This window comes from Indolivaga capnocytophagoides, from assembly GCF_036511535.1.
Lineage (GTDB): Bacteria > Bacteroidota > Bacteroidia > Bacteroidales > Dysgonomonadaceae > Dysgonomonas_A > Dysgonomonas_A capnocytophagoides.
The window spans coordinates 293,973-311,473 of sequence record NZ_AP028867.1 but is presented as its reverse complement, the minus strand read 5'-3'; the positions used below and the strand labels follow the sequence as shown (position 1 = coordinate 311,473).

The window sequence follows — 17,501 nt, the reverse complement described above, 5'->3', positions numbered from 1 at the left end:
CTCCTACCGTCAATACGTGCTGTTATTATTCAAGAGAACAACAAATCCGCAAATATAATGAAACACTTCAGAACGACATTAATCCTTGTGCTTATGATCTGCTCTTCGTATATATACGGACAGCAAGATACATCCGAAAAATTAATCAACCAGGGTGTATGGTTTTTGTCCTCTACAGAGATAACAGAGATAGCAGACAACGAGCAGATTTCTCTTATCGAATTTTTCAAAAAGGACGATGTATCTAGCATCTTTTTCGATCAGGACAAAGTATATACCGTATATACCAAGATGGGAAATGATGTTATGGAAGATAACTGGAAGATAGTAGACGACACCCATTTTGTAATGGTCGGTCCTGACGACGGATCAGCTCAGCTGATGGAAATACTCGAACTTAACTCCGACAAACTGACATTACAGAGCTGTAATGACATTGATGGAGGAATTACATGTACAAAATTCACATACATGTCGAGTAAAGATAAGTGGTTGCCAGATAACGAAATTGACAAACTTAACTCCGAGTCTGTTCAGAAAGCACAAGCAGAACAGAACGAATAGCCAAGAACAAGAAATTATTATTATCTTTTAGTTTATAACCGGCTTTGGTCTATTTACTTACTAAAGTCACAAACGGGTCTGAGACCTTACATATTGTATTTATGAAGAAATTTTTATTCTTACTTAGTTTAACCTTGTGTACCTATTACAGCAATGCACAAGACAACCCAAGCAATCTAAAAATGGATGCAAAAAACCCCTTCTTCGAGAAGTTCAAAACACCAAAGGGAACTCCGCCCTTCGATCTTATCAAAAAAGAAAACTACAAACCAGCGTTTGTTAAAGGTATAGCCGAACAGGCTAAAGAGATAAATACTATTGTCAATAATAAATCGGCTGCAACTTTCGACAATACTGTATTGGCTTTAGATGAAAGCGGCGAAATACTAGACCGTGTATCTTCTGTATTCGGGGCTATACGGGGAGCAGACAGCGATGACGATATTCAAAAAATAGCGGAAGAGATATCCCCTCTGTTATCAGAGCATAACGATAATATATACCTGAACGAAAAATTGTTCAAACGTATAAAAGCAGTTTATGATGACAGCCTCAGCTCGAACCGGACAACCGAACAGAAACGCCTTGTAGATAAATACTACAAAGCATTCATCCGCTCTGGTATTGCGCTGAATAATGCAGAAAAAGACCGCCTTAGAGCAATCAATAAAGAGCTAAGCCTGTTGTCTCTGTCATTTGGAAAAAACCTTCTTGCTGAAACAAATAACTACCAATTGGTAATAGATAACAAACAAGATCTGGCAGGTCTGCCCGATGATGTTATCCAAACAGCTGCTCAGACAGCAAAATCAAAAGGACTTGATGGGAAATGGGTATTCACCCTAAGTAAGCCAAGCTGGCTGCCTTTCCTTCAGTATGCAGACAATAGAGCTTTGAGAGAAAAATTATACAAAGCAATGTATAACCGTTGCAATAATAACAATCAGTACGACAACAAGCAGGTCATCAGCAACATCGTAAATCTACGTCTCGAAAAAGCAAACCTGTTAGGATACAAAAGCCATGCAGATTATGTACTAGCTGAAACAATGGCTAAAACTCCCGAGAATGTTTTTGGCTTATTGAATAAGTTGTGGGAATATGCTCTACCTCAAGCTAAAAAAGAGGCAGTAGACCTACAACAGATGATAGATCGTGACGGAGGTAACTTCAAACTCGAGTCTTGGGACTGGTGGTACTATACAGAAAAACTACGTAAAGAAAAATATTCTTTAGATGAAGAGTCTATCCGCCCTTACTTTATGGTTGATAATGTAAGAGATGGGGCATTTTATGTAGCTAACAAATTATACGGGATCACATTTAAACCATTCAAAGATGTTTCGGTATATGAAAAAGATGTCCAGGTATTCGAAGTTCTTGATGCAAATGGATCGTACATCGGAGTATTATATCTGGACTATTTTCCTCGTCCCGGAAAGCGTAACGGTGCATGGATGAGCAGTTTTCAGAAACAAAGCATCAAGAACGGCGAATTTATTCACCCGATTATATACAACGTTGGAAATTTTGCGATGCCAACTGAAGATAAACCTTCGTTATTAACACTTGAACAGGTTACAACTCTATTCCACGAATTCGGGCACGGGCTCCACGGACTATTGTCTAATGTCAATTACAATGGTTTATCAGGTACAGCCGTTTCTCGTGATTTTGTTGAACTACCTTCGCAAATATTCGAACACTGGGCATTACACCCCGATGTCCTGAAAGTATATGCAAAACATTATCAGACCGGAGAAACTATTCCCGAATCTCTTGTTAAGAAAATGGAAGAAGCTGCAAACTTCAATCAGGGATTCGAAACAACCGAATTAGTGGCTGCAGCCATTTTGGATATGAAATGGCATGTAATATCAGAAAAAGAAGAATTCGATGTTGATCAGTTCGAAAAAGACCGGATGAATGAAATAGGACTTATATCAGAGATTATCCCCAGATATAAAAGCACATATTTTGCGCACATATTCGATGGCGGATATTCTGCCGGATATTATAGTTATCTATGGTCGGAAGTGCTAGATGCCGATGCTTTCGAAGCCTTTGTTGAAAAAGGTGTTTTTGATCGCACTACAGGTCAATCTTTCAGAGACAATATATTATCGAAAGGCGGATCGGAAGACCCAATGATATTATATAAAAAATTTAGAGGTGCAGAACCAAACCCCATATATCTGTTAAAAAACAGAGGTTTTGTAAAATAAGAACTCAGACCGACTTATTGACCTTTCAATAAACCAGTCTACGAGTAAACAAGTAAACGTGTTAATATCCGTTTTTTAGGAAAAAGCTGTCCCCTTTTACTTTTGGGACAGCTTTTTTGAGTTTAAGGTCTCAGATCCGTTTGAGACTTTAGTAAGTGTAACAATAACAGGTAGCCATAAACTAAAAATATATCATAAAATGCGTTCTGTAACTTAAAACAATACAATTAAGCTGATGAGTGCTTTACAAACATGCTCTTTTTCTATAAATCTAGAAAAATATGCTATATAGATTATGATATATGATTTCGTAATATTATATTTGCAATAGATTAAATGTGAGACAGTAAGCGTTCTCGCCTCTTTAGAAGTTGTATCTCGGCACAAAAACACGCTACTTGACTATATTAGTAGAAAAAAAAGAAGACCAACACTCGGACCTCAATATACCCGAATACAACAGATAGCGTCAGTGCTAAAGAGATTTTTTGAGAACTCTTTTTTATTCAATAATAAGAAATGAGAATAGGAGTAGACTTAGGAGCGACAAACATTCGTGCAGGAATAGTTGAAGCTGGTGTTATCTATCAAATGATAACGGAGCCTTTCCCACACGACAAGCCAGAGAAAGACACAATTAAATGCTTAATCGGAGCTATCAGGAAAATCATGAATTCCAATATCAAAGGTATTGGAATAGGAGTTCCCTCGATTGTCGATACCAGACACGGTATTGTATACAACACAGTAAATATCCCTTCCTGGAAAGAGGTACACCTCAAAGAAATACTCGAACACGAGTTTAGAGTACCCGTCAAAGTGAATAACGACTGTAACTGCTTTACTTTCGGTGAACGGTATTATGGAGAAGCAACCATTTATCACAACATCGTTGGAGTAACTCTCGGCACAGGTCTTGGAGCAGGTATTATCATCAACAATATGCTGTATGAAGGGATGAATACCAGTGCCGGAGAAATAGGCAGCCTGCCATATCTCGACAGTGATTACGAAAACTATTGCGCCTCTAATTTTTTCGATAAGTACAAAACAACAGGGTATAATTTATATCTGAGAGCCAAAGATGGTGAGCAGGAAGCTCTTTCTGTATGGGGCATATTCGGATATCATGTCGGTAATCTTATAAAAGCAATATTATTAACGTATGACCCCGAAGCTATTGTCATAGGTGGAAGCATAGCCAAAGCCAGACACTATTTCGATAAAGCGATGTATAAACAATTAAGTACATTTTTATACCCTCACATGATTAAGAATGTAGAAATACTCTTTTCAAAAAAAGAAGATATCGGATTGCTGGGTGCTGCCGCCCTTATTCCGTAATTCTGATAAACAAATAAGGGCAGGTTTTTACTCCTGCCCGATTATGTAACTTAGCCCCGGTTTTAATCTACCGCTACTTTAAAAACAATTTTTCGAACCTTGGCTTTTTCACCGTACTGAATATTCGTCATATGAATATCGTCCGGGAAAAATATCGTAAACTGATACGGTCTTATAACATGATAATTTATAGTCGGCACTAAATAATGACCAACATCTTTTTTGTCGGTATAAGGATTTACAATTTCAGCTGCGGTCTGTATTTTGGCATATCCCTGCAATTCACATCCTTCAACGATAAACTGAAGATCGATATTCTTCTTATGCCCTTCGAGCCATTCTTTACCGGGTTCTCGTGTTGTATATTCTTCTACACTTACAGTTAACCCTTCGGATAAAGTCTGTTTGCCTGTGGGCAGGGATTTCAGGTCGTTCTCTTTCAGAAACTCAAAAGCCTTAGCCCATCTTTCGGGATGCTTCTTATAATGCTTCGCAAATGTTGAAATATCAATAGATGGATCCGGAGATGCTTGTAACCCCTCGAGCCACTTTCTCGAATTAAACCATTCAACATCTTTTTTCGATGCTTTATCTCCATTTTGCTGAGCCACAACAACCATTGGCATGCTAAATCCTATGAGAAACAGGCAAGCCAAAATAATACTTCTAAATTCTTTTTTCATTTTGATTAGAGTCTGGTATATTTCTTCGCAACAAATGTAAGATTTTCCGGCTAAGGTATCAGACCTTTTTATTAACTATTTCAGTAATAGGTCGATGTATATTTTCAGGCTAGCTTACCTATTAACAGGTCTACTTGTTTACTTATATAACTCTTCGCCGTAAAATTTAAACAGACTCTAAACAATTCTGCTTTACAGCATTTCGGAAGAACAATTCTTTATGTATATTTGCATTCCGTAAATTGGGCTTAGAATAGCCATTCTTTAATATAAAGAACACGGAAAGCTGTAAAGTTCGACTAGATAAACTATACAGTTTATTGATTTGAAAGTTGTGAATTGAAAGGACTTCACTTTTTTCAAGATTTAATTGATTACAAAAGGTCTGGGACCTTAGAAAATTTAAGAATGAATAAAATACGAAATTTTTGCATCATCGCACATATCGACCATGGTAAAAGTACTCTGGCAGACCGTTTGCTGGAATACACAAAAACAGTGGAAGGTAAAGACCTGCAAGCACAAGTCCTTGATGACATGGACTTAGAACGTGAACGTGGTATTACGATAAAAAGTCATGCCATACAGATGCAATATCAGCACAATGGAGAAACCTATATTCTGAATTTGATAGATACCCCGGGACACGTTGACTTCTCATACGAAGTATCACGTTCCATCGCTGCATGCGAAGGGGCTTTACTTATTGTTGACGCAGCACAGGGAATTCAGGCTCAGACTATTTCCAACCTGTACATGGCTATCGATAATGATCTGGAGATTATCCCGATTCTTAATAAGATAGACCTGCCTAGTGCCATGCCCGACGAAGTAGAAGACCAGATTATAGAATTGCTCGGCTGTAAACGAGAAGAAATAATACGGGCAAGCGGAAAAACAGGTCAAGGTGTTTTTGATATATTAGGTGCGATTGTAGATCGTGTACCTGCTCCAAAAGGAGATCCTGAGGCTCCGCTGCAAGCGTTGATCTTCGACTCTGTTTTTAATTCATTCCGTGGAATTATAGCCTATTTTAAAATTGTAAACGGAAGTATCCGCAAAGGAGATCTCGTTAAGTTTTTTGCAACAGGCAAAGAATATGATGCGGATGAAATAGGCATCCTGAAACTAACCATGTCGCCACGAGACGAAGTAACCTGTGGAGATGTAGGCTATATCATTTCAGGTATAAAGACTTCTAAAGAGGTAAAAGTGGGCGATACCATCACCCACGTAAAACGCCCTTGTGAAAAAGCTATTGATGGATTCGAGGAAGTCAAACCCATGGTATTTGCCGGAGTATACCCGATAGAAAGTGAAGACTTTGAAGACCTTCGGGCATCTTTGGAAAAACTTCAATTGAATGATGCATCTCTTACATTCCAGCCAGAATCGTCGGTTGCTCTTGGGTTCGGTTTCCGCTGTGGTTTCTTAGGATTACTGCATATGGAAATTATACAGGAACGACTTGACCGAGAGTTCAATATGGATGTAATCACCACAGTACCCAACGTATCCTATCTGGTATATGATAAAAAGGGTAACATGAAAGAGGTACACAATCCGTCAGGACTTCCCGACCCTACTCTTATCGACTATATTGAAGAACCATATATACGGGCATCGGTCATTACCAATACAACTTACATAGGGCCGATAATGACTCTTTGCCTAGGAAAACGAGGTATTCTTCTGAAGCAAGAATACATATCGGGCGACCGTGTAGAAATCACTTATGATATCCCGTTGGGTGAAATCGTGATTGACTTCTATGATAAGCTCAAAAGTATATCGAAAGGATATGCTTCTTTCGATTATCATATGCACGATTATCGTGAAGCTAGGCTCGTTAAAATGGATATCCTGTTGAACGGAGAACCGGTGGATGCCTTGTCGACACTTACCCATATAGATAATGCTGTAAACTTCGGTCGGCGTATGTGTGAGAAGCTAAAAGAACTTATCCCTCGTCAACAGTTCGATATTGCAATACAAGCAGCTATCGGAGCAAAAATCATTGCCCGTGAAACAATTAAAGCTGTACGTAAAGACGTTACTGCAAAATGTTACGGAGGTGATATCTCGCGTAAACGGAAACTGCTCGAAAAACAAAAAGAGGGTAAAAAACGAATGAAGCAGGTCGGAAATGTTGAAGTTCCTCAAAAAGCATTCTTAGCTGTACTGAAACTGGACTAAGGGGGGGGATACTCCAATAACTATGCAAAAAAGGCTGCCGAACGGCTATTACCTTTTTAGGGCTATCTAGTTTTTTATCTATACTAAAAGTTCAGATCATAGGAAAAGGATACAATTGACAAAACAGGCCTAAGATATAAATAGAGGAGGCACATAATGAATACATTTAAGGAAATTAACGCAAAAGATTTAAAATTCACGCCATTCGACCTTAAAAACGAATGGATGTTGGTTACAGCCGAGAAAGACGGCAAAGTGAATACTTTAACTGCCAGTTGGGGCGGATTGGGTATCATGTGGAACAAAGAAGTTGCTTTTGTTGTTATACGTCCCCAACGTTATACGAAAGAATTTATCGACGGAGCAGATTCTTTTTCTCTGACTTTTTTCGATAAATCATTCAAGAAAAAGCTCTCTTATCTGGGAAATACATCAGGTCGGGACGAAGATAAAATAGCTAAAGCCGAATTAACGATCGTACATGATAATGGTATACCCTATTTTGAGGAAGCGCACACAAGTATTTTTGTCAAAAAGTTATTTGTGCAACCTATTACAGAAGACTCTTTCCTTGACAAAGGAATAATCGGGCATTGGTATCCTGCAAAAGATTTTCACTATCTGTATATTGCAGAGATAACCAAAGTTCTGGAAAAAAGCATTTAATAAAATATTATACAACAAACAGGTCTATGACCTTATTTTATTCATTTTAAAAAGAGGAGGCTATTTGCAATAATGAGAAAATGGCGTATTGAAGATTCGGAAGAATTATACAACATCACTAGTTGGGGTGTTAATTATTTTTCAATCAATGACAAAGGTAATGTCATCGTTACCCCACGTAAAGATGGTGTAGCAGTTGATCTTAAAGAATTAATAGACGAGTTGCAGTTAAGAGACGTGGCAGCCCCTGTATTAGTTCGTTTTCCGGATATTTTGGATAATCGTATCGAAAAGATTTCGACGTGCTTTCAGAAAGCATCGAAAGAATACGGTTATCAGGCTCAAAACCATATAATTTACCCCATCAAGGTAAATCAGATGCGCCCCGTCGTGGAAGAATTGGTCAGTCACGGCAAAAAATTCAATATCGGACTCGAAGCAGGTTCTAAACCTGAACTTCATGCTGTTATTGCTATTAATACCGACCCCGATTCGCTTATCATCTGCAATGGCTACAAAGATGAAAGCTATATCGAGTTGGCTTTGCTTGCACAGAAAATGGGCAAACGTATTTTCATCGTTGTAGAAAAACTTAACGAGTTATCTCTGATTACTAAAATAGCTAAACGCCTGAAAATTGCTCCAAACATTGGTATACGTATCAAGCTGGCAAGCAGTGGTAGCGGTAAATGGGAAGAATCAGGAGGAGACGGCAGTAAGTTCGGATTAAATTCCAGTGAACTGTTAGAAGCTCTGGCTTTTCTCGAAAAAAACAATATGCAGTCGGCTTTACGTCTGATTCACTTCCATATAGGTAGTCAAATAACAAAAATACGCCGTATTAAAACAGCTCTACGGGAAGCTTCTCAGTTTTATGTACAATTACACTCGTTAGGCTTTAATGTTGAATTCGTTGACATTGGCGGAGGATTGGGTATAGATTATGACGGAACTCGTTCTTCTCATAGCGAAAGCAGCGTAAACTACAGTATACAGGAGTATGTAAATGACTCTATATCGACCATTGTAGATGCAGCCGATAAAAATAATCTGCCTCATCCTAATATTATCACAGAATCAGGACGATCGCTAACAGCACATCATTCTATTCTTGTTTTTGAAGTATTGGAAACCGCAGGCTTACCGGAATGGGACGAGAGCCAAGAGGTAACGGAAGAAGACCACGAATTGGTACGTGAATTGTATCAGATATGGGACGATCTCAACCAGAGGAGTATGCTCGAAGCATGGCACGACTCACAACAGATAAGAGAAGAAGCCTTAGATTTGTTCAGCTTAGGAATGGTAAATCTGAAAACCCGTGCACAAGTAGAGCGACTATACTTCTCTATCGCACGCGAGGTTTGCTTTATGGCAGGACGGATGAAACACGCTCCGGAAGAACTGAAACAATTGTCAAAGCTTTTACCTGATAAGTACTTCTGTAACTTTTCGCTATTTCAGTCTTTACCTGACTCTTGGGCTATTGACCAGATATTTCCGATTATACCGATACATCGTTTAGGTGAAAAGCCAGATAAAATGGCTACATTACAAGATGTAACATGCGATTCGGATGGGAAGATAGATAATTTTATCCCTACAGGAAATCAATCAGACTATTTGCCGGTACATGCTGTAAAGAAAAATGAACCTTATTATTTGGGTGTTTTCTTAGTGGGAGCTTATCAGGAGATTTTAGGCGATTTACACAACTTATTCGGAGATACCAATGCTGTCCACGTATCAGTTGACGAATCGGGCTATAAAATAGAGCAAATGATAGATGGAGAAACTGTAGCCGAAGTATTGGATTATGCTCAGTATAATGCCAAGAAACTGGTTCGTACTGTCGAAACTTGGGTTACCAGCTGTGTGAAACAAGGTTCTATTACTGTTGAAGAAGGTAAAGAATTTTTATCCAACTACCGTTCAGGTTTGTATGGATATACTTACTTAGAGTAAAACTGCATTGCTGCAAAATAGTTACATCGGGTAAGTTTCATGTTAATTTACCCGATGTCGTTTTTTTACAATCATAAAAGATATTTCTTACATACATTTGTTCCAAAATCAGTTTTTGATAACCTAAAATTACATCACTTATGGAACAAATTGTAATCGCTCAATTTTTTGTGAAAACAGAATACATTAATAAATTTAAAGCCCAAACAACAGACCTAATAGAGAAGACCAGACAAGAATCGGGTTGTATATACTATCATCTTTATCAATCAATTGAGAACGAAACAGATTTTATCTTCTATGAGAAATTTAAAGATGCTGATAGTTTTGATTCTCATTTAAAAAGTCAACATTATCTATTATTTTCAGAGGGACTAAAAAGCCTTCAGTCTCAGGAGCCGATAGTTAAGATTTTATGATCAGTTTATGAAATATATAAATTACAAACCGCCAATATCTTTACAACCTTATATCGATAGATATTGGCGTTGTAATTCAGAAGGAGAGTCAATACAACTACTGCCTTTATTTGCCGGAACAGGACTAGATTTGTTTATACATTTTTCAACTCCATTCCATATTACAGAAGGAATACTCTCTACATCTCATATATTTTGTCCTCGAAAACCAATTTCTATATCATCAGACAATAACTTAGATTTCATTAGTATCAGATTCAGAAGCGGAGCTTTCCGTCATTTTTGTTCTTTGAAGTTTAATGATTTCTGCAATAATTTTCTTTCTTCCAAGGATATTTGGGGAAATGAAGGAGCAGAATTTATAGATAGATTACACGATACGCTTTCTTGGAACAGGAGAATTGAAATTCTAAATAGCTTTCTTCTAAAGCAATTCATGAAACACCAAAAGTTTAATCCACTACTGGACAATTCTATCGCATGCATTTACACCAATTATCAGCATACTCCGCTCAACTTATTTGCTAAAAAATATAATATCAGCTTCAGACATTTCGAACGACTATTTAAAGATGAGTTCAACATCAGCCCCAAGAAATTTCAGATAGCAAGTAGATTTCAAACCTCAATTAAGGAGATCTTATTATCATCTAGTAATGACTATCTACAAATAGCTATTAACAATGGCTATTACGATCAGTCTCATTTCATAAAAGAATGCAAATCTCTATCAGGTATGTCTCCTCTCGAAATTATGAATATGAAGAATATTTCATCTCACTTTTACTTTGAAAGCCTGTCTAGAAGTAAGAAATAACCACAATAAGCTATTATAGAAAATTTAAGATCAATCTTCCAATTCGATCTCTAAACCATCATACGCTATAAATACTCCTGTGGGCATTTTTTTCTCCATATCGGCATGCAATCCAAAATGATGGCTCATATGGATAAAATAAGTCTGTCTTGCCCCTATCTGCTCTGCTAAAACTAATGCCTGAGCCACATTCTGATGAGATAAGTGTTCTTCGATCCGCAAGGCATTAATGATTAAAACATCCAGATCTTTCAATTTAGAGAGCTCTTCATCAGGTAATGTTTTCAGATCTGTAAGATAAGCCATGCGACCGATCCTATATCCGAAAATAGGCAATTTGGAATGCATCACCCGGATAGGAGTAATCTCAATATTTCCCAGAAAGAAGGGCTTGTTCTGAATTCTATTCAATATAAGACTGGGAATACCCGGATATTTAAACTCCGTAAAACAATAGGGAATCCGCCTCATTATGGCATCTGCAACGCAATCTTCCGCATAAATTTCGATATCCCCAAAACGGCAAAAAGGACGAAGATCATCTATTCCTCCAACATGGTCATAATGCTCGTGGGTAAGCAAGACACCCTCTATCGGCTCGTAAGCCGTTTGCAACATCTGGTATCTGAAATCGGGACCGCAATCAATAAGAATATTCTTCCCATGTGTACGCACTATAGCTGATGCACGTAGCCGCTGATCCCGTTTATCCCTTGACATACAAACCTGACACCGACATCCAACTTCGGGGACTCCTGTTGAAGTGCCTGTTCCTAAAAATCGAATCTGCATAATATTAATTTCAAAACAAAATGGCTACCTCGTATTTCAGAAATAGCCATTCGTTTATTCATATATAATCTCTTAGTATTGTCTTTGAAGAATCCAAAGGTCTTCAAATGGTATACCGTAAGTTTTTCTCAAAAAATCACTTGACCCTTTGGCCAGATATTTTTCACGAATCGCATTACGACTATTTACAGCAGACGCTTTATCGTCATAGCTGGCAATAATCACACGATACATGCCTTGTTCATTCTGAGCCAGGATTATATTATATCCTTCCTGCTCCATTCTGGCTTTCAATGCATCCGCATTTGGCTTAACACTAAGAGATGCTATTACAACACTGTAAGCTCTCAAACCTGCTGCATCAGAATCGTAAACAGGTGTAATCTTTTCTGTTCTAACCGCTTCATTTGCCGCATCCGAATTATATGCTGGATATGCTGGTTTAGAAGGCTGAGCAGCAGCAGAGTTGCTGGCAGCTTTATTTTCATCCAATTCTCTTTCTTTAGCTGACTCGTATATAGATTTATAAGCACTTTGTTTTGGCTTACAAGAACCGAAAGCAACCAACAAAGACAGCATCAAACCGAATCCTAGTAGTTTATTCATAATTTCACTGTTAATAGTTATTATACAAAGATAATGATTTAGTTTAATTGAAATAACAGACGAATCCTAAAAATAGTTTAAACCTATTCTACTAATATTTATTAAACAGCAATAAGTATTTAATACCATATTTTAAAAGACAACTAACTTTTGCTGTTATACTTAGATGGAAAACAAATAGGTCTGAGACCTTAAAATAACCAATAAAAGATAAATTTTGATACCTTTTTCAGTCTCAATATTTTCCCAGATAATAGATATTTCCCTGATGTTCGAGCTCCAATACCGAAGCACTATGCTTCCGCACAGTAAATGTACGGGTAAGTCCTTCCCAATCGAGAGACTCTTCATCATCTTTAGGCTCAAACGAGTCACGGCTTATTTCTATGTCCAGTTTATTGCCCGACTGCGAATAATTACCATAACAAGAAAACGTCTGAGTTTCCGTTTTTAGCTTTAGATATCTGAAAACATTCTTCTTGAAAGAATAGAAAATCGTATCCACGTCAGTACGGCTTCCATCCGGAGTTTCGATCTGACGCAATCTCCATTGTCCTTCTATTCCACTTTCCTTATAGTCATCGCCACAAGAAGAAACGGTAAAAAGAAATGACAATAAAAGAACAAACACCCCTAATACTTTCAATATTTTCATTCTCAGATCAATCTATTATTTCGAAACCCGTATAAGGCACTAAAGCCTTTGGAATATGAATACCATCGGGCTTTTGATTATTTTCCAATAAAGCGGCAACAATACGGGGCAATGCCAAGGCACTACCATTAAGAGTGTGCACAAGTTGTGTTTTTTTGTCAGATGTACGATAACGGCATTTCAGTCTGTTTGCCTGATAGCTTTCAAAATTAGAAACAGAACTTACTTCGAGCCATCTTTTCTGAGCTGCCGAATATACTTCAAAATCATATGTAAGGGCAGACGTGAAACTCATATCACCTCCACACAAACGAAGTATACGCCAAGGCAGTTCCAACTCTGTAACCAATGATTCAACATGAGCGATCATCTCTTTCAACGATTCGTATGAATGCTCAGGTGTATCAATCCTTACAATTTCGACCTTATCGAACTGATGCAGACGGTTAAGCCCCCTTACATCTTTTCCATAAGAACCTGCTTCGCGGCGGAAACAAGCCGAATAAGCAGTATTTTTAATAGGAAGCTCTTTTTCTTCCAAAATAGTATCCCTGTAAATATTGGTAACCGGAACCTCAGCTGTAGGAATCAAGTAAAGATCGTCTGCAGTAGCATGATACATCTGACCTTCTTTATCGGGCAGCTGTCCTGTACCATAACCCGATGCAGCATTCACTACATATGGAGGCTGCACTTCAAGATATCCGGCATCACGTGCTTTATCTAAGAAAAAATTGATCAGGGCACGTTGCAACCGGGCTCCTTTTCCTTTATATACAGGAAATCCTGCACCGGAAATCTTAACGCCCAATTCAAAGTCAATCAAATCATACTTTTTAGCCAAGTCCCAGTGAGGCAAAGCATCTTCACTCAGACCGGGAACCTCTCCTCCGGTCTTCACCTCTATATTGTCTTCCGCAGCACGCCCTTCGGGTACGATATCTGCAGGAAGATTAGGCATCAATACCAACATTTCCTGTAATTCGCGCTCCGAATCTTTTAGCGTACCTTCCAACATCTGAATACGGACTTTCACTTCCTGAACAAATAAACGCTGGCTTTCGGCTTCCTCTTTTTTGCCTTCTTTCATTAATGCGCCAATACTTTTAGACTTCGAGTTAACTTCCGACAACAGACCGTCTAATTCCGACTGGGTTTCTTTACGTCTTTTATCTTCATCCAAAACTTTGTAAACTAACTCTTTTGCATCAAAATGCTTTTTGGCCAGTTTCAGAATAACCTCTTCAGGGTTATCATTAATTGTCTTCAGTGTTAACATCTTTTCTATAAATTAAGGTCTCAGACCTACTTATTGGTTTTATCAACATTATGCACCATTCTGTATACAGTGCTTCTTTACTCCACAAAGGTATAAATATTTTAAATCTTTTTTTGATGTATTCTCAGAATAAGTACAAGAATCAGCATATAAAGATATATTTCAATTAACACGTTCATTAATAGAACAGCAAGAGGCTCCCCCCCACTCTATACCCCCTGCGTCTCACATTTCTTTTTTCCAAATTGTTTTTCAACTACTTAACATAAAAAGGTAACAAAAGTCACACGCTTTGTCTTCACTTTGGAAATGATACTTTTACCCCTCTGGCCACTAAAGGGGATTTAGCAGACATAAGAAAAACCTCTTCAGGGGTTTGAGGTCATTCTTCAAAAAGGTTACAAAGGTTTCACCGAAATCACACTTTTTCTTTTGTTACTTTTCTTTTAAGATTCGAATTATACACATCTGCAAGACTCGATATAAGAACTTTATGTATAGATAAATTTATTTTGAGTTTTTTTTCAGAATATATATTTATTGCTTCCATCTGATATAAGCTACTTTTTTCTTACTTTTACAGGCTTTAATTTTACCGGACTATGTACATCCGGCTCTTTTCATTTTTAAATCAGTATAAGACAAACACTTGCTCTGATTGTCTTTAAAAACATATAAACTTTTGGGATGCGGATACTTATATATTTAGTTCTTTTTTTCACTTCTTGTGTCGCATATGCGCAACCGTCTTCGGACAAATTAATCCGCAAAGGGGTCAGTCTACATGACAGAGGCAGATACAACGATGCCATCAGTTATTATCAACAAGCATTAAAAGCAAACCCGTCTTCGATGTCCGCCACATACGAAATGTCTCTTTCGTACCTGATGCTTAAAGATTACGACAATGCCCTAAAATACAGCACCAAAGTTATTAACGGTAATTTTAAACCCCTGCTGATAGATGCCTATTGTGTAAAAAGTTCGGCTCTCTCCGAAATGAATAAACAGGATCAGGCAATCAAACTATTGAATGAAGCTCTTGAAAGATGTGGAGATGAATACCTTCTTCATTATAATTTAGGACTAAGTTATTTTAAAGCAAAAAATCTGAAACTTTCGATATTCCATTTACAGAAAGCAATAGAAATAGACACAACCCACCCTAGTGCATTTTTATTATATGCGTACGTCCTCAGCGATTCAGAAAGATGGGTGCAAAGTTTTCTTGCATTCCATTTTTTCCTGCTATTGGAACCAAACACCGACCGATCAAAAGATGCTTTTGGCGAAATGTATGACATTATCTCTCAGAAGATCCCCAACGGATCTACTCTGCTCACACCCGAAGACGGAATAGATCGCCAGAAATTATATGACCAATTACGGAATATACAACCAAAGGTAGATGATCAACGTTTCCAATATGCTTTTTACGAACAAGCATCACGTCAAATATTTTTCACTTTGGGACAAATGCAGGACGACTCACGCAAAGGTCTTCTTTGGGACTTTTTCGTTCCCATCTATTCCGAAATATTAGAATCAGGATATTTCGATACCTATTGCCGTTATGTGAGCGTCTCCTATTTTCCGGTTTCACTCGAATGGTGGAACAACAATACAACCAAAGTAGACGGATTTATATCGTGGTTCGAAGACGGACAAGGCTCAACTGCGGATGACGATGACTTCGGTGATGATTCGGATTTATAAATTCTTTTTATAAATTTACGGAATGAATGAAGATGCCGAATACGAACTTATAAAGCGATTACAAAATCCGAATGAGCAAAAAAGCGCATTTGCAGATCTTGTAAAAACATTCAGCGAACAATTGTATTGGCAAATACGGAAAATGGTATTATCACACGATGACGCCAACGATATCCTACAAAATACCCTCATAAAAGTTTGGACAAACCTCGATTCTTTCAGGGGGGACTCTAAGCTTGTGACATGGCTATACAGAATAGCAATCAACGAAAGTATTACTTTTATCAATAAACAACGGCAACAACAAAATATCCCGTTAGACGATGACGATACATTTTTATTATCGAAACTCGAGGCGGATTCTTATTTCGATGGAGACGAAGCTCAGGTAAAATTACAGAAAGCAATACTAACCCTACCTGAAAAACAGCGTATAGTCTTTAACATGAAATATTTTGATGATATAAAATACGAAGACATGTCTTTAATTCTCTACACCTCTGTCGGGGCTTTAAAAGCGTCATATCACCATGCCGTGAAAAAAATTGAAGATTTTTTATCATCACCGGATTAAACCTTTTCAGGTTAGTTTAGTCTTTATATAAGCAACGAAAAGTATTCAATATCAAATTGCAAAAGAATCGATTACCAATTGTTGCATTTACGGTTAAAAAGTCAAAAAAGGTCTGAGACCTTTAATACTCTAGAATAAAGGAGGAGATATGCTTAACGATACAAATAAAAAAAATCCGTTTAAAGTTCCCGAAAATTATTTCGAAAACTTTAATCTCGAGATGATGGACAAGCTTCCTGAAAAGAATAAACAGGTAAAAAAAATTCCGTTATGGAAAACCATCACCAAATGGTCGGCTGCGGCTGCCATATTGGCTGCTGTTTCTTTGGTAGGTATAAATTACAACGAATCTTCTCAGAAAAAAGCGATCGAACAAGAAGAAAAAACGGCAGCTCTCGAAAACGACTATTATCAGTTTATCGAAGATGAAGCTACTCTTCTTGCTTATAAGGACTCTTTTTACGAATGAATCAATTGATAAAATAAAGTATATCATTAAGTATATGCTTTTTACTTAAGATATCAAACACACCAGTCATGAAATCAAAAAATACAATATTATTACTGTTATTCTCTCTATGCTTTATATCTCAGACATTTGCACAGAAGAGATCTTTTGATATTGACGCTTTTAAACAAAAAAAAGCTGAATTTATCATCCAGAAAGTAGGATTGACCGATGCTGAAGTCAAAGCGTTTATCCCTTTGACAAACGAATTGATGGACAAACGTTTCGAAATAAACCGGGAGGTGAGAAAAAACGCCCGTGAAATCAGAAAAAAAGACAATAAAACAAATGCCGACTACGAACGCATGATCAATGAAGCGGCTGATGTAAAGCTCAAAGAAGCTCAATTAGACAAAGAATATCTACAGAAATTCAAACAAGTTCTTTCCGCCGAGAAAATATACAAATATCAGCAGGCTGAAGCTGAATTCATGAAACAAATGATTGATAAAAGGCGGAATCACAATTAGAAACATAGAGGAGTTATAAAAC

The 17,501-nt window shown here is 37.5% G+C and carries 17 protein-coding genes; 12 read left to right on the top strand and 5 right to left on the bottom strand.

The annotated features are described in order from the left end of the window. Positions 1-57 precede the first annotated feature (57 nt). From AABJ51_RS01425 to AABJ51_RS01415, 3 genes are all read left to right on the top strand, one after another. Complete coding sequence (locus AABJ51_RS01425) at positions 58-564, top strand: hypothetical protein (protein ID WP_026626893.1); 507 nt, start codon at positions 58-60, stop codon at positions 562-564. Between the two features lie 101 nt (positions 565-665). Continuing rightward, positions 666-2,789, top strand: coding sequence for a M3 family metallopeptidase (locus AABJ51_RS01420; protein ID WP_338374141.1), 2,124 nt, complete (start codon positions 666-668; stop codon positions 2,787-2,789). 519 nt (positions 2,790-3,308) lie between these two features. Continuing rightward, entirely contained in the window at positions 3,309-4,133 is an 825-nt protein-coding gene (locus AABJ51_RS01415) for an ROK family protein (RefSeq protein WP_338374139.1), read from the top strand. A gap of 62 nt (positions 4,134-4,195) precedes the next feature. Here AABJ51_RS01415 and AABJ51_RS01410 read toward each other — a convergent pair whose 3' ends face one another. Further along, positions 4,196-4,816, bottom strand: coding sequence for a NanQ anomerase/TabA/YiaL family protein (locus tag AABJ51_RS01410; protein WP_338374137.1), 621 nt, complete (start codon positions 4,814-4,816; stop codon positions 4,196-4,198). A gap of 408 nt (positions 4,817-5,224) precedes the next feature. On the opposite strand from AABJ51_RS01410, the gene lepA reads away from it, so the two are divergent. The 5 genes from lepA (at position 5,225) to AABJ51_RS01385 (ending at position 10,879) form a co-directional block, all read left to right on the top strand. Further along, positions 5,225-7,012: a translation elongation factor 4 gene (gene lepA, locus AABJ51_RS01405; protein WP_026626897.1), complete on the top strand. Its 1,788-nt coding sequence runs from the start codon at positions 5,225-5,227 to the stop codon at positions 7,010-7,012. Between the two features lie 156 nt (positions 7,013-7,168). Further along, a complete protein-coding gene (locus tag AABJ51_RS01400) occupies positions 7,169-7,678 on the top strand; it encodes a flavin reductase (RefSeq protein WP_338374134.1) in 510 nt (169 codons plus the stop codon). 72 nt (positions 7,679-7,750) lie between these two features. Beyond that, the gene (gene speA, locus AABJ51_RS01395; protein ID WP_026626899.1) at positions 7,751-9,643 is read left to right on the top strand and encodes a biosynthetic arginine decarboxylase; all 1,893 of its coding nucleotides are present in this window, start codon (positions 7,751-7,753) and stop codon (positions 9,641-9,643) included. A 140-nt stretch (positions 9,644-9,783) separates the two neighbouring features. Then, the gene (locus AABJ51_RS01390; protein WP_338374131.1) at positions 9,784-10,062 is read left to right on the top strand and encodes a putative quinol monooxygenase; all 279 of its coding nucleotides are present in this window, start codon (positions 9,784-9,786) and stop codon (positions 10,060-10,062) included. Positions 10,063-10,069: 7 nt separating this feature from the next. Next, entirely contained in the window at positions 10,070-10,879 is an 810-nt protein-coding gene (locus AABJ51_RS01385) for a helix-turn-helix transcriptional regulator (protein ID WP_338374129.1), read from the top strand. A 30-nt stretch (positions 10,880-10,909) separates the two neighbouring features. On the opposite strand, the gene AABJ51_RS01380 is transcribed toward AABJ51_RS01385, so the two are convergent. The 4 genes from AABJ51_RS01380 to serS all read right to left on the bottom strand — a co-directional run bounded on the left by AABJ51_RS01380 (position 10,910) and on the right by serS (position 14,211). Next, complete coding sequence (locus tag AABJ51_RS01380; protein WP_338374127.1) at positions 10,910-11,671, bottom strand: MBL fold metallo-hydrolase; 762 nt, start codon at positions 11,669-11,671, stop codon at positions 10,910-10,912. 72 nt (positions 11,672-11,743) lie between these two features. Next, positions 11,744-12,277: an SPOR domain-containing protein gene (locus AABJ51_RS01375; protein WP_026626901.1), complete on the bottom strand. Its 534-nt coding sequence runs from the start codon at positions 12,275-12,277 to the stop codon at positions 11,744-11,746. Positions 12,278-12,512: 235 nt separating this feature from the next. Next, a complete protein-coding gene (locus tag AABJ51_RS01370) occupies positions 12,513-12,932 on the bottom strand; it encodes a lipocalin-like domain-containing protein (protein ID WP_338374123.1) in 420 nt (139 codons plus the stop codon). A 7-nt stretch (positions 12,933-12,939) separates the two neighbouring features. Further along, a complete protein-coding gene (serS, locus tag AABJ51_RS01365) occupies positions 12,940-14,211 on the bottom strand; it encodes a serine--tRNA ligase (protein WP_338374121.1) in 1,272 nt (423 codons plus the stop codon). Between the two features lie 687 nt (positions 14,212-14,898). Here serS and AABJ51_RS01360 point away from each other — a divergent pair. The 4 genes from AABJ51_RS01360 to AABJ51_RS01345 all read left to right on the top strand — a co-directional run bounded on the left by AABJ51_RS01360 (position 14,899) and on the right by AABJ51_RS01345 (position 17,479). Further along, positions 14,899-15,927 (top strand): tetratricopeptide repeat protein, encoded by a 1,029-nt coding sequence (locus tag AABJ51_RS01360; RefSeq protein ID WP_026626904.1) that lies wholly within the window; start codon positions 14,899-14,901, stop codon positions 15,925-15,927. A 22-nt stretch (positions 15,928-15,949) separates the two neighbouring features. Further along, positions 15,950-16,501, top strand: a complete 552-nt coding sequence (locus AABJ51_RS01355) for an RNA polymerase sigma factor (RefSeq protein ID WP_338374118.1) — start codon at positions 15,950-15,952, stop codon at positions 16,499-16,501. 148 nt (positions 16,502-16,649) lie between these two features. Further along, positions 16,650-16,970, top strand: coding sequence for a hypothetical protein (locus tag AABJ51_RS01350; protein WP_051290758.1), 321 nt, complete (start codon positions 16,650-16,652; stop codon positions 16,968-16,970). A gap of 68 nt (positions 16,971-17,038) precedes the next feature. Next, entirely contained in the window at positions 17,039-17,479 is a 441-nt protein-coding gene (locus AABJ51_RS01345; protein ID WP_051290759.1) for a hypothetical protein, read from the top strand. Positions 17,480-17,501 lie beyond the last annotated feature (22 nt).